This window comes from Binatus soli (SeqCode), from assembly GCF_050015535.1.
Lineage (GTDB): Bacteria > Desulfobacterota > Binatia > Binatales > Binataceae > Binatus > Binatus soli.
In genome coordinates, this window is sequence record NZ_JBEKBF010000003.1 from 52,903 (window position 1) to 70,916 (window position 18,014).

An 18,014-nucleotide genomic window follows, 5' to 3' on the forward strand; every position below is an offset into this window, starting at 1 on the left:
TTACACAAGCCCGAGAAGCCGCTTGGAAGTGTTTCCTATGTCGCCGGCATGGCCCTTGAGATGCTCGAGCAGTTGGATACGAAGCTCCTTGTATCCGCTGCTGCCTCTAAAGACGAGCTTAGCTCTTCGGTCGGGTTCTGGCAGATCTGGTGTTGCGCTAGTTCGCCAATCGAACGTCGCCAGGCTCTGCGCTAGCTCTTGCACAAAGCCCGCAACCGGTTGCTTGTTTATAGATTTGTAAGCAGCGGAGACAGCGTTAGAGTCGGTCGCGGGGGCCGCTTTTTCGAGTTGCCACGTATCTAGCTTGAGCTTGGCAGCCAGCATAAAGCAGAGATCATTTAGAACGTGCATATAGCCACGCACGCCCTGATCGGACGCGATTATGGAATACTCCCCATAGAAAGCAGCGTCGTCCCCTGCGGGAACAAGTCCAGATTGCCGTTCTGGGAAAGTGCGGAGATTAGTTGCCCATGGCTTCTTCGTATTATGAATTGCCGCGTAAAGTGCCTGCCAGGCGAAAAGCAGAAATGCAGCTTGCTGCGCACGGCTCCAACCTAAAACCTCTCCGCCCTCCGCGAGCCTTGAGCCAAATAAACCACCCATTTTATTCCTACGGCCTTCCCATGGCCTCACGAATGTTGCCATCAATGTTTTGATCCACGCGGATTGCGACACCCAGTTATTTTGTCGCTCACCAAGCATGTTGATCCGATCGTACCAAGGGCTTTCGGAATTGGACCATAGCGCCTCGGTCAATTCCTGCGAGCGCGTCTCTCTATAAATCGGGTGCCCCTCAGCTCTATCGAGCCAATTTTCGGTACGGAGTAGTGGATACAAATCAAATGCGAGGCTGGCATTGATCCGCTTTGGTTTGATGTTGATTGTCCAAAACAGATAGGCCTGCCAGCTAATATCCAAACCATGGAAAGCTACGACTGGTACTTCGAATTCCTCCGCTTCAGAGTCGCTCTCGAAAGCCCAGAGCCTGTGTTGACCGTCGATTACCTCAAGCGGAGGCATGGCCGACGGGTGCCAAGACTTTGTCCATGTCGCGTATGGCAATATCACATTGCAGCCATCGCGGTCGTCTTCCAGCGTTATTATGTCATCCGGTGAGACTTTTACCTTGTGCCGTTCATCGGCTTTCCGCAAAATATTGATAACAATCGCAGTTGGCAGCCATCCGGGCTTTCGCAAGTCATTGTACTCTTCGGTTTTGCGTTTTGCTTCGCTTAAAGTCGACCAAGGGTAGCCGAACTCTACGAAGCGTGCGATCTCCTTGGACCGTTCTGGATCGTGTTGCCGTTGAATTCCCAAATCAATTCCCCGCGGAGTTACGTTTGACGCCTGCCGTCGAGAGATTCCAGAAAGGCTGCGCAGCTCCTGAGCAGAAAGCGAGAACAAATAAAAGTCGGGTGAAGGCTTGCTGCGATGCTCCTTCGGCGCAAATTCAATCTTGTTCCAACCAGCCAACCATTGATGTACTTTGAGAACTGGAATCCGGCGATGTGGCGTGCCTTTGGTCATTTGTGCTCCCCATGTAATCTCGAAGTGTACGCCTCGAAATTGTTCGAGTGCAATTCGCTAACAAGCTCGCGCGCGCGGCTGAGGTTCATTGCTTGTAGCCGAAGCGGCGGAGCATCGCGTGGCGATCGGCCTGATCGCCGGCGCTCTCGACACCCTTGGGCGAACTACCGTCGATTACCCCAACGACGCCGCGTCCGCCTCCTTCTTCCGCAACGATCACGCGCAGCGGGTTCGCCGTCGCGCAAAAGACCGTACATACTTCGCTCACGGACTTGATCTGATTGAGCACGTTGACCGGGAATGCGTTGCCAAGAATCACCACGAACACGTGCCCTGCCCCGATTGCCCGAGCCGCTTCGACCGCCGACTGTTCCAGTGCGGGGTCGGTGCCGGTGCGCCGAATCAGGCATGGGCCCGACGCCTCGCAGAACGCCAGCCCGAACTTGATTCCCGGGACCGCCTGCACGAGAGCCTCGTAAACGTCCTCGACGGTTTTGATGAAGTGCGTCTGGCCGACGATCACGTTGGAGTCGGCGGGTTTTGAGATTTCGACGCTAGTCAGTTGCATAGTGCTTGCCCCTTGTGGCTAATCCGGTGATGATAATCCCGAGGATGCGGCGCCGGAAGTGAGTATCCGGCAATGGAGGGGTGGTGGCTACCGGCCTGACACTTCGCACGAATTCCGAGACGCGGCTGCCGGCGTTTTTTTACCGGCTCTCCTCGCGCGCGCAGCGCACTTACCTGAAGAGCGACACCGTCGAGCGCTACGACTATGTCCCCAGCGACGCCGCCCGCAACTCGCTCGACGCGCTGATGCGCGTGCTCGAGACCGGCAACCCGGCGGCATGCACCACATCCGCGCGCGCGTTGGCATCGGAGATATGCCGGGGGCTGGCGACTGCGCCCGTCAGCGTCGAGGTTCGCGGCGTGCGCCCTCGCAATCAGCGCGGCGAGCTGCACGGGCTGTTCTATCCGTACGATCCGCGGATGCGACGGCCGCCGTACATCGTGCTCTGGATGCGCACGGCGCATCGCCACGACGTGGTCAAGCCGAAGACGTTCGTGCGAACGCTGATGCATGAAGTCGGGCACTATCTGGACTACGCACTGCTGCGCCTCGAGGATTCATACCACACGCAGGGATTCTTCAAGCGCGAATCGTCTCTGGTGCGCGCCCTGTTCGATTCTTAACCGAGTCCGCCGCTTCCCTTGACAGGGGCCGCTTCTACGCCGATAGGTATTGTCGCGATGCGCCGGCGCGCGGAGCGCATCTACATGACAACAACGCGCATCGGGTGGGAGAGATGGCTACTGCTATGGGATTCTTTCAGAGAATGTTTTCGCCGGTTTCGGCGCGGGCGGAGTTGCTCGAAGAACTGGCCGTGCTCGCCGGCCGCAATCAGGGGCTGGTCGATCGCCTGAAGCGGCACGCCGCGCTTACCTTCTCGAATATCAGGAGCGGAGTCGAGGCGCTTGCCGAAAAGGAAGAATTGCACGTCAAGGTGATTCATTCGATTCTCGCCGATCACAACGTATGGGCGAAGCTGCCGGAAGCCGCGCTGCATGACGGCTCGAGCAACTGGGCGCGCCTCAGCGGCGACCTCGAGGTAATCGGCGCGCTTGCGGCCGGGCTGCGCATCAATGCAATGGAGTGGGAGTCAGTCGATGAAGCCGTCGCGGGAAAGCTGCTTCAAGTGGCTATTGAGGATGACGATCGCGAACGCGAACTGCGCAAGCTCGCGCTCAAGTGCGACGCCCTCGCGCTGGACTGACTAGAGGTACCGCTGCAGGCCGCGGCGCTCGAGCTCCTCGGTGACGCGGCGGACATGTTGCGACATCTCGCGGTGCGCAACCAGGATCGCATCTCCGGTATCGACGACGATCAGATCACGCACGCCAAACAGCACCATCAGGCGCGAATCCGGGTACGCCAGCACGCGCTCGGAATCGAGTGCGATCGCGTTGCCGCGCAGCACGTTGCCGCCCGGCGCGGCGACCGCATCCCACAGCCCGTCCCACGATCCCACGTCATGCCATGAAAATCGCGCGCGCACGGCGAGCACGTTGGTGCTTTTCTCCATTATCACGCGATCGAACGAATCGAACCGGAGCCTCCCGTAGGCGCGCGAGAGTTTTGTTCGCGGCGTCAGCGCAAGCCGCTCTGCCGCCTTGCCGAGCGCCGGGCAATGCTCGGCGAATTCCCGCGCCAGCGTCCGCGTCGACGCCACGAACATCGAGGCATTCCACAAGTAACGCCCACTGCGCACCATCCGGCGCGCAATTGCGAGCGCGGGTTTCTCGACGAACTTTTCGATCTTGAATCCGGCGCCGACCTTTGGACCGATCTTCTGATAGCCGTAGCCGGTTTCGGGCCGGGTCGGAGTAATCCCTATAGCGACGATCGATTCGTTCGCCGCGGCGAGACCGATCGCATCGGCGAGCGTGCGGCGATATTGGGCGGCGGTCTTGATGTAATGATCGGCCGCGACCGCGGCGATTATTCCGTCGCCCAGCCGGCGCTTGATAATCGCGGCGCCGTAGGCGATTGCCACTGCGGTGCCGCGCGCGTCGGGTTCAACGATCAAGTTATGCGGGGGGATCAGCCCGCGGATCGCACGCCGAAACGGCGCCTGATGCGCCGCCGCAGCCAGCACGAAAATTCGCTCGCGCGGGATGAGCGGCACATGACGCGCGATCGTATCCGCAAGCAGGCTGGTCTTGCCGTCGATCGAAAAAAGCGGCTTGGGCCTTGCCTCGCGGCTTGCAGGCCAAAAGCGGGTGCCGCGGCCGCCCGCGATAATCAGCACTGAGGCGCGCTGCGGCGTGGAAGTTCGAGCCATCGGGTCAGATGGCGCCGACTTCGCGGAGTTTGCCGTCGAACAGGGCGCGAATTTCGGCCAATCGCTTTTCGCTGGTAGCTTCGAAGCGCGTCACCAGGGCGGGCTGGGTATTCGACGCGCGCACCAGGCCCCATCCGTCGGCAAAATTCACGCGCACGCCGTCGATGTCGATGACTTCATAGTGCTTGCGGAAAAAATCGGCCGCCCGCCGCACCACGTCGAACTTGCGATCGTCGGGGCATTCAATGCGAATCTCCGGCGTGACATGGCTGGCGGGAAGATCGGCGAGAATCGCGCCGAGGCCGCGTCCCTCGCGGCTGATGATTTCAAGAATGCGGAACGAGGCGTAGATCGCGTCATCGAAGCCGAAGTAGCGGTCGGCGAAAAACATGTGCCCGCTCATCTCGCCCGCCAGCGCCGCGTGCTCCTCTTTCAACTTGCTCTTGATGAGCGAATGGCCGGTCTTCCACATGATCGGCCTGCCGCCGTGGCGCGCGATATCGTCGTACATCCGCGTGGAGCATTTCACGTCGCCGATAATCGTCGCGCCGGGACGCTCGCGCAGAACCGCCCGCGAGAATGCGACCATCAGCTCGTCGCCCCATACGATCTTTCCGTTCTCGTCCACCGCACCGAGGCGGTCGGCGTCGCCGTCATAGGCGATGCCGATCGCAGCGCGATGCTTTTTCACCGCCGCGATCAGATCGCGCATGTTCTCCTCGACGGTAGGGTCGGGATGATGGTTGGGGAAGCGCCCGTCCATCTCGGTGTAGAGTTCAAAAGTCTCGAGTCCGAGCCGCTTCATCAGCGGAGCCGCGACCGCGCCGCCGCATCCGTTGCCCGCGTCCACGACCACCTTGAGTCCCGGCGTTAGTTTGAACTGCGACAGGATGAAATCGTTGTAGTCGGGAATCACCGGGCGCTCGGAGAGCAAGCCTTTGGCGCCGGTCGTCACAAAATCGTGCCGCTCGATTATTTCGCGCAGCCGCTGAATCTCCGCGCCATAAATCGTCGTCGAACCCACGCCCAGCTTGAAGCCGTTGTACTCGGCGGCGTTGTGACTGCCGGTAATCATCGCGCCGCCGTCCATCTTCCAGCTCAGCACCGAAAAATAAAGCAGCGGCGTCGGCACCACGCCGACGTCAACCACGTTGATGCAACCGGAAAGCAGACCCTCGACCAGCCGATCGCGCAACCGCTCCGACGACAGGCGGCAATCGCGGCCGAGCGTGATCGTTTTTTTCCCCGCGCGATGCAACAAGGTGGCGTAGCCGCGCCCAAGATCGACCACGAAGTCGTCGTCGAAATCGTTTGCGACGATGCCGCGGATGTCGTACTCGCGGAAAACCTGGCTATTCATCTGCGCCTGCTTTTCCCAGCCCGGATGCGGTGTCGCTTCCCCATCCGCCCGGATATTATCGTCAGTCTGTGCGAGCGACTGCGTCAGTGCAAGCTGTATCCCAATGACCGCCGCCGGGACATCGCCCCGTGGCGGCGCCGAAGCGCGCGTCGCGATTGTTACCGGCGCCGGCCGCGGCATCGGACGCGCGGTTGCGCTCGAACTCGCGCGCGCGGGCTACTCGCTATGCCTCGCCGCTCGCTCGCGCGATGAACTCGAAGAAACCCGCTCGCAGACCGGGCTGCCGCCGGGGCGCGCGTTGATTGTTCTGGTTGATCTGGCCGGCGAGGAAGCGCCCGACCAGTTGATGGCAGCCGCGCTCGATTGCTACGGGCGTATCGACGTGCTGGTCAACAACGCCGGCTGGGCTCCGCCGCGAACGCCGTTGCTCAAGATGCGTCCGGTCGATTTGGACCGGATGATCGCCGTTAATCTGCGCGCGCCGATCGCGCTTACGCGGATGGCCGCGGCGGCGATGGCCGCGCGAGGCGCCGGTACGATCGTCAACGTCGCATCCTCGGCCGCCATCAAGGCTCCCGCCGGCGAGGCCGTCTATGCCGCGACCAAGGCCGCGCTCATCGCGTTCACGCGCGCGGCATTCAGCGAGCTGCGCCAAAGCGGACTCAAGCTCGCGGTGATCGTTGCGGGACTTGTCGATACCGCGCTGATTCCGAATAACAAGCGGCTCGATCGCGCGGCGATGCTTTCGACCGCCGATGTCGCCCAGGCCGTGATGCAGATCGTGAACTCTCCCGCGGGCGCATGCCCGGTGGAAGTGATGCTCGAACCGCAACTCGATCCGGAGCGTCCCCGCTGAATTCCGGCGTTCACGCGCGCGCGGCGATGTCATTCACGGCGAGATTCGCGCTGGTGCTGGTCGCGGGAATCGCCGGCGCGATCGTTTTCGCACCGCTCGCGGCGGTCGGATTATCGGCTGCGGGATGGCGCTTTCCGTTTCCTCGAATTTTCGATCGTACCGTGATGGCGACGCTGCTGATCGCGATGATTTGGGCCGCGCGCGACTTGAATCTCGCATCGCTGCTGAGCCGCGGCTTCAGGCATCCCGCGGCGCCGAGCATCGTCCGCGCGATTCGCGGTCTCGTAGTGGCGATCTGCGCGATTGCGATTCTATTCGCGCTCGCGCTGGCGGTCAGCGGCAACGGCAGCGGCGATCGCGGAGCGACCGCAGCGCTGATTCCGAAATATTTTCTCTCGGCGATCGCGATCGCGATTATCGAGGAAGGATTCTTCCGGGCGTTTATTCTCGGCGGCATGAAAGGCGACGTCGGCAACCGGGGCGCGCTGATTTTAAGCGCCGCCATCTACGCCGTCGCGCATCTCGTGCGCTCTCCGGCGCGCTTCTATGTCACCGGCTACGAACCCGCGGCAGGATTGATCACGCTCGCGCATAGCATCGACCAATTCACCGATCCCGCGACTGCGATTCCCACGCTGATCGGGCTATTCCTTCTCGGGATCGTTCTCGGCGAAGCGTATATCCTCACGGGCAGTGTGTATTTCTCGATCGGACTGCACAGCGGCTTCGTGCTGGGAGCAAAGATGTGGCCGAAAATAATCCTCGGCCGCGGCGCTCTTCCGTGGTGGATCGCAGGCGGCGGAGCGATTCCGCTAATCGGCGGCGCCGCCGCCTGGACAATCGCAATTGTTATTCTGGCGATGCTCCGTCCGATCGCAGGCGCCCCTAGAACCGCCGCCTGACTACTAGGCGTACAGTGACGGGGTGCCGCTCACCGGGCGGGTGCGGTAGCGGCGATGCGTCCACAACCATTGCTCGGGATACTTTCTGACCATCTCTTCGATCGCCTTTTGATAGCGCGCGGTGTTCACCAGGGCGTCGGCCTTCCGGTCGCCGGTCCGGTGCTGCGGGATCTCCTCGAAGATTTCAATCACGTGACTGCGGCCGTCGGGCTGACGCACGATAAACACGGGCACCACGGGCACACCCGCCATCATTGCGAGGCGATCGAAGCCACTCGGGGTGGCGGCCAGCTCGTTGAAAAACGGCACCCAGATGGCCTCGGAGCGCTTGGCGTTCTGATCGAGCGGGATGCCGATTATGTCGCCGCGCTTGAGCCCGCGCAGCATCTCGCGCGCCGCGGTATGCTTGCGAATGATCTGCACTCCCACCCGCTCGCGGATGAATGTCACCAGGGCGTCGCCGGCCAGGAAGCGCTGCGTGTGATGAACCAGGCTGATCTGGAACCCGTGCAGCGCGTGTCCCGCGGGCAGCAGCTCGAAACCTCCGAAGTGCGCAGTCAGGATGAGCGCGCCCTTGCCGGGGTACCTCGGCGTCAGATTGTTCCAGATGTCGAGCCGATTGTAAGTGACGCGGCGCGCCAGGCGCCGGTAGAAGAATCCGCCCAGCCGAACGTACTCGGCGCCGGTCCGGCCAAGGTTGACATACGATGCGCGCAGGATGCGCCGTCGCTCCGGGTCGCTGAGTTCGGGGAACGCGATCTCGAGATTGCGGATTCCGATTCGCACGTGACGGCGGTCGAAGCGATGGAACATCAGACCGCCTGCCTCTCCCAATTTGTAGAGAATGAAGTCGGGGAGGAAGCTGAGCGCGTGTAGCGCAGCGACCATCAGCCAGAAGATCAGCCGATCCTTGAGGCCCAGCCGGATGCGCGTGCTCTTCGGGATGCCACGAGCGAGCGGAAAGTCCGGCTTCGTCGCGCCGTCAGCCGAGTCGGCCGGAGGAGCGCCGCGCTTTAACACATCGCCCACCGAATCTAGCGATTCGCGGCGATCGAGCTCGGGACTTGCTGATGAAGGCGCGGATACCATCGTGGGCGGCGCTCTCTACAACACCGATCGTTCGCGCTTGGGGCCTTTGGGAATCACGACCAGGCCCGAATCAGTGACGAAGAATCGCTGCCGATCGCGCTCGAGGTCGTATCCTATCTCTTCGCCCTCGGGAACATAGACATTCTTGTCGATGATGGCGCGGCGAATTTTCGCGTGCCGCCCGATTTCCACGTAGTCCATGATGACCGAGTCCTCGACCAGGCTGTACGAATGGACGAATACCGAGCGCCCGAGCACGGAATTGCGAACCGCGCCGCCCGACACGATACATCCCTCCGAGATCACCGAATGAAGCGCCAGCCCGCGCCGCCCGTTCTCGTCGAAGACGAATTTTGCCGGCGGCTGATCGAAGTATGCGGTACGCAGCGGCCAGTACGGATTGTACATGTTCAGATGCGGGCGCGCGTCGCGCAAGTCCATGTTGGCCTCGAAGTACGCGTCGAGGGTTCCCACGTCCCGCCAGTAGCTGAGATTGAGCTCGGAGTCGCCGCGGATGCGATTGGTCATGAAATTGTACGCGTAAACCGGCACCCGATTGATCAACGCCGGGATAAGGTCGCGGCCGAAATCGTGATTGCTGTTTTCCGTGATCGAATCCTCGATCAGCGCCTCGCGCAGCACTTCGGGATTGAACAGGTAGTTGCCCATCGAGGCCAGCGAGCGTCCCGGCGCACCGGGCATCTGGGCCGGATTGTCGGGCTTTTCCACGAAGCTTGAAACGCGCAGGCCCGAATCGACCTGGACGATCCCGAACTGATTCGCCTCGTCCACGGCCACCGGCAGAGTCGCGACCGTGACAGCCGCCTTGCGATCCATGTGAAACTCGATCATCTGCTGGATGTCCATCCGGTAGATGTGGTCCGCGCCAAAGACCGCGACCAGGTCCGGCTTGGTGTCGTCGAGAAGATTGAGGTTTTGAAAAATCGCATCTGCCGTCCCCTGGTACCACGTCTCGCCCATCCGCATCTGGGCCGGAACCGGGATGACAAAGTGATCGGGCAGCATCCCGCCGAACTGCCATCCGTCCTTGAGATGCTCGATCAGCGATTGGGAGCGCCATTGCACCAGCACATAGATCGCGTAGATGCCTGAATTGACGAGGTTGGAGAGGACGAAGTCGATAATGCGGTATTTGCCGCCGAACGGGACCGCAGGTTTGGCGCGATCCCGGGTCAGCGGATGGAGCCGCGTGCCCTGCCCTCCTGCCATCACTAACGCCAGCGTTCTCATTTGAGCAAAAGAACTCGAATCGTCGTTGCGCGGCTCGCCTGGGCAAAATAAGCGCGCCAAATACAGGTTGCTCGGGGCAACATCGGAAACCCATCCGTCCGGCGCTGAGGTGCAGCTTTTTTCATCCGTGAAATCTCTGAGTTGTAGCAAATACCGCAGGAATCTTTGGATAGTGGCACGAGTGAGTCACACAAAAGAAGTTTCGGCGCGGTAAATTTGGCTTGATTTTACTCGATTTTACATCTTGCCGCTAATTGTGCCGAAAGGCACGCCATTTGCTTGAAACTTCCGTGAGGGTATTACGTCTAAACTGCTACACCGATTATGGTAGTCGGATGTGCGAGCCTCTCGCGATGGAGCGCGATGAGAGGAGGATACAGAAAATGCAAACAGCAGTTAGCCGAAATGAATCGAGAACAACCGGTAGCCAGGGAATCGTTTACCGCACGATTTGTCAGAATCCCGGCTGCGGTTTTAGATTCGACCTCAGAATAACGCCTCAAAACGCCAGCCTTCTCAGCGGTTCGATGGCATGTCCGCACTGCAAGCGGCATGGCGGCTCACTCAAGTCGCTGGGACGCATGGGCGAAAAGCTCTTCGCTGCCAAGCTACTGTTCCGCCCCACCGGGGTTGGGCCGACGCATAGCGAAGAGGACGAAATGGGAGCGGACTCCCGCTATTAACTGCGATGCGGATCATATAATTTACCTAGTCCGTCACTAGATCCGTTTCCTCATTATTGCGTCGCGCACCGTCCGGAAAATCCGGATGGCGCGCGCGCTTTCAGCCGCATGTGTCGGGGATGGTAGCCCGAGCTACGCCGCGCCGACCTTGCGGCCCGCGCTTGCGCGCCCATCCATCGCGTAAATCGATCAGCCGCCCGCCACCGGCACCGCGGCAACGCCCTGCAGATTGCGGATACTCGGCCGCTCCATCATGCGCTTGATCCACGCATCGATGTTGCCGCGGTTGTTGCCGAGCACGTCGATTCCGATTTCGTTCAGCACCAGCATCCGCGGCGCAAATCCGATGTCGGCGACCGAGAACTCGCCGGCGAGAAAACTGTTGCCTTGCAGTTCATGGTTGAGGTAGTCGAGCACGCGCTCGACCGACTGATGGAGCCGCTGAACGCGATTCTGATCGCGTTCGCCCTCGGGCTTGGAGACTTCGGCGATTAGCTGGCCGATCGTCGGCGTGAACGAACTGTCGGCGAAATCTTCGAACAACCGCGCCCGCGAACGCATCGCGCTGGAACCGATCGGCGGCAGCACCGGGGGCTCGGGATACTCGTCCTCGAGATACTCGTTGATGATAGTCGAATCGTAAACCGTCGTATCGTCATCGACGAGCACCGGCACGCGTCCGAACGGATTAAGCCGCAGAAAGTCGGGCTTGCGATTTTCATGCTGAGTCAAATCCACCGCCACGAGGTCGTAGGTCAGGGCCTTCTCGGCCAGGACGATGCGGACTTTCTGGCCGTAGGGGCAGGAAAGGAAGTCGTAGAGTTTGATCATATCGGGCAAGTCCTCATTCGGCTTGCGCCGCGACGGTAATCTTCAAGCTGGCTTCAACCTCGGAATCGAGCTTGACCGGCACCGTGAATTCTCCGAGCTGCTTGATTGGCTCGGGCAGGTGAATTTTGCGCCGCTCGATATCGAGACCATTCTCGCGGAGCGCGCGCTCGAGATCGATGCTGGTAATCGAGCCGAAGAGCTTGCCCTCCTCGCCGGCGCGCGCGTTGAGCGTAAGCGCGAGCGCTTCGATCCTGGCCTTGATCGAGAGCGCATCGTTGCGCTTGGCCTCGCGGCGGCGCGCGGCGGTGCGCTTTTGATGCTCGAAGGCGCGGAGATTTTTCTGATCCGCCTCGACCGCGAGCTTGCGCGGCAACAGATAGTTGCGCGCGTAGCCGGCGCGGACCTTGACCACGTCGCCGGTCCTTCCCAGGTTGGGAAGATCCTCGTTGAGTATGACTTGCACGTTCATTGTCTTAACCGCCTCGTTTCCATCCCCGCTCTTAGAAGAAATCGCCCAGGTTGTTCGCTTCCGGGCTGGGGGGCTTGAGCCGCCGGAAGTCGATCCACATATCGAAGACGCCTGCGATGCACACGAGTGCAGCCACAAACGGCTGCGCGAACACGACAAAGTAAATTATGCCGCGTACGATCGACGGAACCGCGAGCGACTGAAAATAAAACCCGACGATCGCCAGTCCCTGGCAAAAATACAGCGCCGCGATACAGATGAAGCCGTTGAGCGCGATGTCGCTTACCGCCGGGACCGGAATGAACATCCCGAACCCGCTCGCGAGCAACAGCCACACCAGCCATTCCTTCGCCGACCATCGCGAAAGATCGCCGAACAAGCTGTACGTCAGCCGTTGCGGCCCGGCCCATCGCCAAAACACGCGCAGGTTGAGCAGCAACGAGCTTGCAGCGACAAGCAGCGCGAACGCCGGCGACAGACGCATCGTGAACGAAATGATGCTGGCTTGCGTATCGGCCGGCATCGTCGATTGAGTCCCGAGAAGCTTGTAGAACTCCTGCCCGCGCGCCATCCCTTGTGCAAGTTCGTCGTGAACGGTCTTGATGAGCGCGTCGGGGCCGCCCATGACCGCGAGCGCTGCCACGACGGAAGCGGCAACCATCGCGCCTGCGCCAACCGCGGTGATCATCTCGAAGGAGGAGCGCCGCTCGAGCATGTAGCATACGATCCCGGTGCCGAGACCGAACGACACCAGGTAGCCGAGACCGGCGAACGGTCCCGCCAGGATCGCTACGAATGCGGTCGCGAGCAGGATCGCGATAGTCGCGCGGAAGTTGGGACTGGGATGCCCGACCGCATAGACGATGATTGGTGCAGGCGCGAGCATCATCAGAATCCCGCCGATCATCGGTATCGCGCCTCCAGCGAGGAAGAACGCCCCCGCCAGCGCGGCTGCGCGAACCATCCCTATAACAGCTTTGCGCGTCACTGGATTAAGCCGATCTAGACTCCGAGCGTCGAGAATGGCAGCAGCGCGAGCACGCGAGCACGCTTGATCGCCACCGCAAGTTGGCGCTGATGCTTGGCGCAATTGCCCGAGGTCCGGCTGGGGACTATCTTGCCGCCCTCGGAGATGAAACTGCCGAGCGTGCGCACGTCTTTGTAATCGACCTTGAGCGTCTTGTCGGCGCAAAAGCGGCATACCTTACGCCGTCCACCGGGGCGCCCCCGACGCATCCCGCCCCCGCGGCCCTCGCCGCGTTCGCCCTCGGGGCGTGGTGCGCCGTAGCGTCCGCGTCCTTCGCCGCCCTCGATCCGCGGCCGGTCGCCGCCTCTTTCAGATCTTTCCTCGTCAGCCATTTAGATTCCCTGGTAACATTTCCTTGACGAAAGTTTGGTTGTCTTCATAAGCCCCGACGGCGGCGAATTTTCGATCGTACGATTCTTCCATTTCATCTTCCATTTCATCTTCCGTCTCACGAATCATGCCGCTCGATCGACGCAGCGACGACTTCGAAGACATCGTCGGGTCGGGGCGTCTTTGAGCCACCTTTCAACGCTCTCCTCGGTCCGACCAACTTGCCGATCACCTTAACCTCGCGACCTGGCGCCAGGAGCTTTTTTGCCGCCAGCGCGGATTCACCGGTCATCACGATCCCGAGTCTCAGTTCCTCGCCGGGCGCGCCGCAATCGACGGTGAAGCGGAGAACGGGCATGCCTGCCGGGGTGATGCGGACTTCGGGCTGATTGAGCAGCCGGCCTTCGAGCTCAATCCGGTTCCGTGTCACCTTCGGGCCCGGCGATTTCCTCGGCCGCCGCTTCCATTATTTCTTCGGGAGCGTCGGGTGCTTCCTCAGCCCTCTCCTCGCGCGAGGCCATCATGGCGGCTGCGCGCGCTTCCTGGGCAGCCTTGGCCTCGGCGATACGGCGGTTGCGCGCCTCGAGTTCCTCGCGCGCCTTGGCCACATCGGCGTCGTCGTCCACCAGCACTGACAGGTAGCGCAGCACGGTATCGGAGAGCCGCAGGTTGCGCTCGACCTCGTTCATCACGGGGCCGGGCGAGACATAGTCCAGACGGACGTAGAAACCGCGTCGCTCGCCCTTGATCTTGTAGGCGAGTTCGCGCGATCCCCACTCCTCGGTTTCGATCATCTCGCCGGCGCCGGCGGCGATGATACCCTCGTAGCGTTTGATGGTTTCCTTGATTTGGGGGTCGCCCGAATCAGGGCGGAGAATAAAAATGGTTTCGTAGCGCCTCACGCGCTGCACATCCTCCTTACGGGTTTCAGCCCCAAGTTGGAGCAAGGAGCAATCTCGTACAGTACCATCGCGCGTATTCGCTCTCAAGGCCGCCGGGCAGTTATTTGACCGTCACGAACCGTGGCCGCGATTGCGTGGAGCGCGGCCAGGATGGGCAGGAAGTCCACGCTTGCCATTGGCGGGCGGTCTGTTAAGAGAAGATGCGGTCGCGCTCGAGCAATTCAGGAGGATCCGTCCAATGGCCACGTCCAAAAAGAAAATGAAGAAAGCGGCGCCAAAGTCCCGCAAAGTCGCTCCCAAAGCGGCCCAAGGAAAGAAGGCCGCATCCAAAGGCGCCAAACGCGCGCGCGCGGTGGTGGAAGCTGTGGCGCATTCGCCGAAGATCCCCGGCTACGACGACCTGCCGGTACGGGCAGGCGCGCCGGCGGGGGCGGCATGGGGAGTGTTCGGCGACGACGACGAAGTCGGAACAATCAACCTGCTGACGCCGGAGCGCGTGATTGCGGCCGCCGCGTCGATTCGCTCGGGCAAAGTCTTCGCGATGAATCTGCCGATCAACATCCCCGACCCGCCGCTGTTCACCCGCGGCAGACATACCCACACGGTCAAGATTTTCCCCAACGCGGACTTCGTGCTCGACGACTACCTGGACAACTTCTATCCGCAATCGTCGTCGCAATGGGACGCGCTCGCTCACGTGAAGCATCCGATCTACGGGGCATACAACGGAATTCCCGACAATCAAATGACCGGGCGAGGCGGGATGCGGCTGGGAATCGACAACCTGGCGCGGCGCGGGATCGCCGGGCGTGGAGTGCTGGCCGACGTGGCGCGCTATTACGATCGCATCGGCAAGTCGATCGATTTCACCAAGAACAAGTCGATTCCGCTCGACGACGTGCAGGCCACGCTCGAAGAAGAAGGCGTCGCGCTGCGTGCCGGCGATATCCTGCTGATTCGGATCGGATGGACGAAGTTCTACCTGTCGGCGAGCCAGCAGATTAAGGCGGAGCTCGCGAGGGAGACGGTAGTGCCGGGAATCGAGGCCAGTGAACGCACGGCGAGATGGCTGTGGGACAATCATCTGGCGGCGGTCGCATCGGATTCGCCGGCGCTCGAGGCGTTGCCGAAACCCGCGGGCGAGGAAACGGAGTTTCTTCATTTCCACATGCTGGCGTTCTTCGGGATGCCGATCGGCGAGATGTGGAATCTGGAGGGGCTGGCGGAAGATTGCGCGGCTGACGGGCGCTACGATTTTTTCCTCACGTCGGCGCCGCTCAACGTGCCCGGCGGTATCGGCTCGCCGCCTAATGCGCTGGCGATCAAGTAGGCAGGGGGCTGGCCCCTGCTAATGCCCGGCTTTGGTTAGCGCTTCGGTCGTGAAGAACTCCCTGTCCACCGCGCCCATGTTGATGTACCAGCATTCGCGCTCAGGCGTGTCCGGTCCGGGCAGGTAGCAAGTCGTCGCGACGCCGGATTGCAAGTCGATGCTGGAGGCCGCAGTGCCGAATTCACGCTTGAACGGATAGACGGCAACCTTGGCGTCGGGCACCGGGCGATCGCGATAGCTGTTAAGATAAATTTGCGTTTTCCACAACTCGCCCTTCCGATCGTAGCTGTCCACGTACGGACTGAACCATCCCTCGCCGTCAACGTACACGATCGTCTTCGACTGCAGGACGCCCGCGATTCTTTCCGGACGCGGTGTGACTTCGACCACGTAGAGATGACGCATCTCCCAATCGTCGGTGCATGACGTAGCGCCGCCGTCGGTGGAGCAGGGATGCGCGGGCGAGTTCATTGCGTGCGCGCAGGCGAGCATGCTGCGATCGCCCAGGAATTTGAAGTTGTACTCCTGCGGCTTGGCTCCAAATCCGCCGACGTGATCGGCGTCCCAGGTCGAGAGTCCCGGCGAGGAACTCATCATCACTTCGTTCACACGGCGCACGCGCCGCGTTCCCGCCAGGAATGCCCACGCGTCGTCGCCATGGTTCGCATCCCAGTAGCGATAGCGGATTGCGCCGCTGCCGCGATCTTCGGCAGGCGTGAGGGTCGGATACGCCCCGACGCGCGACCAGACGCCGCTAATCTTGAAATCCGGGTCAACCGGCAACGGCTCGACCTCGGTGCGTCCGATATCGGAATAGCCTGCCAGATGCCCGGTCTCGGTCAGCAGCATCAGCTGCTGTTGCGCGCCGGGATTTTGCCTCGCCACCTGGCATTCGAAATAGCGCAAATCGAAGTCGTCGGTCGCGATCGGCTTGAGGTACTGGTTCCACATGATCTTGGTCGCGACGTCGGGATCGTTCGGATCGAGGATGGGGAACGGCTGCCCGGCGACGTAGCCGAGCAGGTCGCGATGGTCCGGGCCCAGACGCACCTGGCCCGAGTACTTTTCGGTCGCATCCTGATAAGGCGGCGGCCAATCGATCCGGCTCGGCGCCACGATGTTCATCTGCATGCCCTTGGCGACTGCGACGTAGGCGCCCGGACTTACCAGCGTCCGGACCTGCTCCGCATTCTTTGGCGTGATGACGTCACCAGGTTTGACACCGGCATGAGCCGGCGTGATTGAGAGAGTCAGCGCGAAAAAAACTGCGATAACCGCCAGCAGGGCCGGGACGCGGAATTGGCTCGGCTTTTTCATATTCTAAAGTATCACTTTAACTCGACCGCGACCCGGCGGCAGCGTTCTGTTCCGGGGTTGACTAACGAGTAAACGCCCGCTGCCGGAAGTTTGTCAAGGAACATTCCGGCGTCGCAGCCGAAGCCCCGCGGGCCGCGAACCTTACAAATCGCGGCGGTAGGTGAGGAAGTTGCCGGTGACGTGGGCGCCCAGGCTGAGCGCCGTGCGGCGCGAGGCCCAGTTGTCGTCGAGGACCAGAGTGTAGCCGGCAAAGCGCATCTTGCGCTGCGCCATCGCCAGGAACGATCGCGCCGCCATCGCAAGCGCCACGCCGCGTCCGCGGGCGCGCGCGACGACTCCGATATTTATCAGCGCGCCTCGTGTACCGCCTCCGCGCTCGGGTTCGAGCCGGGCGCCTCTGCGGACCCGGGCAAGCGCGGTGCTGAAATCGGGCACCGAGAAGACGGCGCCGACGCACTGGCCGTCGATCGACGCGAGCATCGAGAGATCGGCGACGGGAGTTCCCCACAGCGACGTGAGCATCGGACGCGCTTCCGCTCGCGTCACGGGATTCCATCCCCAATGGCGATCGAACGCCGAGTTGGTCACGTCAGTCCACGCGTCAATCGCGGCCAGAAACCCGAACTCGCGCCAACTTTGGATCGCAATGCCGGCGCCGGCCATTGCAGCCGCGTCGGCCATCCGGCGATAGCGCGCCAGGATTTCGGGCACGAGCGGCGCGGTGTAATCGACCTGCCCTTTTTCGGTGACGAAGCCGGCTTCCTTGAAGTAGCGATGGTATGCGGGAGGATTTCCGCGCAGCAGAAACGACGGCAACAAGTCGTAGTTGTCGATCGCGTAGGGATAATCGAGAAACGCCGCGAAGCCGCTGCGAACGGCGCGCATGCCGCGTTCGCGGAGCGATTGCACGGCCTGATCGAGCATCGCGGCGATGGCGATGTCCTCGCCTTCGAGCGCCTCGAAGTGAATCAACTGGCCGAGTTGCTCGTTCCAATGTTCGATGTAGCGGCGATTGATAACCGCGCTGACGCGCGCGACGACCCGGCCCGCACGACGCGCGCAAAAGGGCGTAACTTCGAGGCATGCCGAGAGCGGGCTGCGGCGTGACAGCAGATCGATCTCGTTCTGCATGTCGGGCGGCCACCAGGCGTCGCGCGCGTCGTAAACCTGAAATGGAAGGCGCGCGAACTCATCCAACTGTTCGCGGCTGGTTGGCCGTTCGACGCTGATGGTATCGCCGGTTACTTTGGGATTCGCCGCCATGATTCAAACCGGATCGCGCGCTCAAGAGTCTTATAGC

Annotated in this window: 19 protein-coding genes; 5 read left to right on the plus strand and 14 right to left on the minus strand. The window is 61.6% G+C overall.

Annotation, left to right across the window (positions count from 1 at the left end; genetic code table 11):
- Both ABR989_RS02895 and ABR989_RS02900 read right to left on the minus strand, forming a co-directional pair.
- Window positions 1-1,527 carry a DGQHR domain-containing protein gene (locus tag ABR989_RS02895; protein ID WP_428125618.1) on the minus strand — a complete coding sequence of 509 codons (1,527 nt, stop codon included), beginning with the start codon at window positions 1,525-1,527 and terminating at the stop codon, window positions 1-3.
- Between the two features lie 85 nt (window positions 1,528-1,612).
- Entirely contained in the window at window positions 1,613-2,095 is a 483-nt protein-coding gene (locus ABR989_RS02900; protein WP_428125620.1) for an adenosine-specific kinase, read from the minus strand.
- Window positions 2,096-2,178: 83 nt separating this feature from the next.
- On the opposite strand from ABR989_RS02900, the gene ABR989_RS02905 reads away from it, so the two are divergent.
- Window positions 2,179-2,718: a hypothetical protein gene (locus tag ABR989_RS02905; RefSeq protein WP_428125622.1), complete on the plus strand. Its 540-nt coding sequence runs from the start codon at window positions 2,179-2,181 to the stop codon at window positions 2,716-2,718.
- Window positions 2,719-2,831: 113 nt separating this feature from the next.
- Complete coding sequence (locus ABR989_RS02910; RefSeq protein ID WP_428125623.1) at window positions 2,832-3,299, plus strand: hypothetical protein; 468 nt, start codon at window positions 2,832-2,834, stop codon at window positions 3,297-3,299.
- Here the strand turns inward: ABR989_RS02910 and ABR989_RS02915 are convergent, their stop codons facing one another.
- Both ABR989_RS02915 and ABR989_RS02920 read right to left on the minus strand, forming a co-directional pair.
- The gene (locus ABR989_RS02915; RefSeq protein WP_428125625.1) at window positions 3,300-4,367 is read right to left on the minus strand and encodes a mannose-1-phosphate guanylyltransferase; all 1,068 of its coding nucleotides are present in this window, start codon (window positions 4,365-4,367) and stop codon (window positions 3,300-3,302) included.
- Window positions 4,368-4,371: 4 nt separating this feature from the next.
- Window positions 4,372-5,727: a phosphomannomutase/phosphoglucomutase gene (locus ABR989_RS02920; RefSeq protein ID WP_428125626.1), complete on the minus strand. Its 1,356-nt coding sequence runs from the start codon at window positions 5,725-5,727 to the stop codon at window positions 4,372-4,374.
- 103 nt (window positions 5,728-5,830) lie between these two features.
- Between ABR989_RS02920 and ABR989_RS02925 the strand changes: the two genes are divergently transcribed.
- Window positions 5,831-6,583 carry an SDR family oxidoreductase gene (locus ABR989_RS02925; RefSeq protein WP_428125627.1) on the plus strand — a complete coding sequence of 251 codons (753 nt, stop codon included), beginning with the start codon at window positions 5,831-5,833 and terminating at the stop codon, window positions 6,581-6,583.
- A 26-nt stretch (window positions 6,584-6,609) separates the two neighbouring features.
- Window positions 6,610-7,485, plus strand: a complete 876-nt coding sequence (locus tag ABR989_RS02930; RefSeq protein ID WP_428125629.1) for a CPBP family intramembrane glutamic endopeptidase — start codon at window positions 6,610-6,612, stop codon at window positions 7,483-7,485.
- A gap of 3 nt (window positions 7,486-7,488) precedes the next feature.
- Here the strand turns inward: ABR989_RS02930 and ABR989_RS02935 are convergent, their stop codons facing one another.
- The 8 genes from ABR989_RS02935 to rpsF form a co-directional block, all read right to left on the minus strand.
- Window positions 7,489-8,514, minus strand: coding sequence for a lysophospholipid acyltransferase family protein (locus ABR989_RS02935; protein WP_428125630.1), 1,026 nt, complete (start codon window positions 8,512-8,514; stop codon window positions 7,489-7,491).
- A 75-nt stretch (window positions 8,515-8,589) separates the two neighbouring features.
- On the minus strand, window positions 8,590-9,825 hold the full coding sequence (gene glgC, locus ABR989_RS02940; RefSeq protein ID WP_428125631.1) for a glucose-1-phosphate adenylyltransferase: 1,236 nt from the start codon (window positions 9,823-9,825) through the stop codon (window positions 8,590-8,592).
- A gap of 872 nt (window positions 9,826-10,697) precedes the next feature.
- Window positions 10,698-11,339: a glutathione S-transferase family protein gene (locus tag ABR989_RS02945; protein ID WP_428125632.1), complete on the minus strand. Its 642-nt coding sequence runs from the start codon at window positions 11,337-11,339 to the stop codon at window positions 10,698-10,700.
- A gap of 13 nt (window positions 11,340-11,352) precedes the next feature.
- Window positions 11,353-11,802: a 50S ribosomal protein L9 gene (gene rplI, locus ABR989_RS02950; protein ID WP_428125829.1), complete on the minus strand. Its 450-nt coding sequence runs from the start codon at window positions 11,800-11,802 to the stop codon at window positions 11,353-11,355.
- Between the two features lie 37 nt (window positions 11,803-11,839).
- Window positions 11,840-12,796 carry a DUF2232 domain-containing protein gene (locus tag ABR989_RS02955; protein ID WP_428125633.1) on the minus strand — a complete coding sequence of 319 codons (957 nt, stop codon included), beginning with the start codon at window positions 12,794-12,796 and terminating at the stop codon, window positions 11,840-11,842.
- A 14-nt stretch (window positions 12,797-12,810) separates the two neighbouring features.
- Entirely contained in the window at window positions 12,811-13,167 is a 357-nt protein-coding gene (gene rpsR, locus ABR989_RS02960) for a 30S ribosomal protein S18 (protein ID WP_428125635.1), read from the minus strand.
- Window positions 13,168-13,283: 116 nt separating this feature from the next.
- A complete protein-coding gene (locus ABR989_RS02965; RefSeq protein WP_428125636.1) occupies window positions 13,284-13,595 on the minus strand; it encodes a single-stranded DNA-binding protein in 312 nt (103 codons plus the stop codon).
- Window positions 13,576-14,067, minus strand: coding sequence for a 30S ribosomal protein S6 (rpsF, locus tag ABR989_RS02970; RefSeq protein WP_428125637.1), 492 nt, complete (start codon window positions 14,065-14,067; stop codon window positions 13,576-13,578). The genes ABR989_RS02965 and rpsF overlap by 20 nt, the downstream gene beginning before the upstream one ends.
- 238 nt (window positions 14,068-14,305) lie before the next feature.
- On the opposite strand from rpsF, the gene ABR989_RS02975 reads away from it, so the two are divergent.
- Entirely contained in the window at window positions 14,306-15,397 is a 1,092-nt protein-coding gene (locus ABR989_RS02975; protein ID WP_428125638.1) for a cyclase family protein, read from the plus strand.
- Between the two features lie 18 nt (window positions 15,398-15,415).
- On the opposite strand, the gene ABR989_RS02980 is transcribed toward ABR989_RS02975, so the two are convergent.
- Together ABR989_RS02980 and ABR989_RS02985 are read right to left on the minus strand one after the other, a co-directional pair.
- Window positions 15,416-16,714 (minus strand): DUF1329 domain-containing protein, encoded by a 1,299-nt coding sequence (locus tag ABR989_RS02980; RefSeq protein WP_428125639.1) that lies wholly within the window; start codon window positions 16,712-16,714, stop codon window positions 15,416-15,418.
- A gap of 141 nt (window positions 16,715-16,855) precedes the next feature.
- On the minus strand, window positions 16,856-17,977 hold the full coding sequence (locus tag ABR989_RS02985) for a hypothetical protein (RefSeq protein ID WP_428125640.1): 1,122 nt from the start codon (window positions 17,975-17,977) through the stop codon (window positions 16,856-16,858).
- Window positions 17,978-18,014: the final 37 nt, after the last annotated feature.

Bases quoted from the DNA above. Each gene is read 5' to 3' on its own strand.
- ABR989_RS02895 (WP_428125618.1), bottom strand. From the start codon at position 1,527: ATGACCAAAGGCACGCCACATCGCCGGATTCCAGTTCTCAAAGTACAT.
- ABR989_RS02900 (WP_428125620.1), bottom strand. From the start codon at position 2,095: ATGCAACTGACTAGCGTCGAAATCTCAAAACCCGCCGACTCCAACGTG.
- ABR989_RS02910 (WP_428125623.1), top strand. From the start codon at position 2,832: ATGGCTACTGCTATGGGATTCTTTCAGAGAATGTTTTCGCCGGTTTCG.
- ABR989_RS02915 (WP_428125625.1), bottom strand. From the start codon at position 4,367: ATGGCTCGAACTTCCACGCCGCAGCGCGCCTCAGTGCTGATTATCGCG.
- ABR989_RS02920 (WP_428125626.1), bottom strand. From the start codon at position 5,727: ATGAATAGCCAGGTTTTCCGCGAGTACGACATCCGCGGCATCGTCGCA.
- ABR989_RS02925 (WP_428125627.1), top strand. From the start codon at position 5,831: ATGACCGCCGCCGGGACATCGCCCCGTGGCGGCGCCGAAGCGCGCGTC.
- ABR989_RS02930 (WP_428125629.1), top strand. From the start codon at position 6,610: ATGTCATTCACGGCGAGATTCGCGCTGGTGCTGGTCGCGGGAATCGCC.
- glgC (WP_428125631.1), bottom strand. From the start codon at position 9,825: ATGAGAACGCTGGCGTTAGTGATGGCAGGAGGGCAGGGCACGCGGCTC.
- ABR989_RS02945 (WP_428125632.1), bottom strand. From the start codon at position 11,339: ATGATCAAACTCTACGACTTCCTTTCCTGCCCCTACGGCCAGAAAGTC.
- rpsR (WP_428125635.1), bottom strand. From the start codon at position 13,167: ATGGCTGACGAGGAAAGATCTGAAAGAGGCGGCGACCGGCCGCGGATC.
- ABR989_RS02975 (WP_428125638.1), top strand. From the start codon at position 14,306: ATGGCCACGTCCAAAAAGAAAATGAAGAAAGCGGCGCCAAAGTCCCGC.
- ABR989_RS02980 (WP_428125639.1), bottom strand. From the start codon at position 16,714: ATGAAAAAGCCGAGCCAATTCCGCGTCCCGGCCCTGCTGGCGGTTATC.
- ABR989_RS02985 (WP_428125640.1), bottom strand. From the start codon at position 17,977: ATGGCGGCGAATCCCAAAGTAACCGGCGATACCATCAGCGTCGAACGG.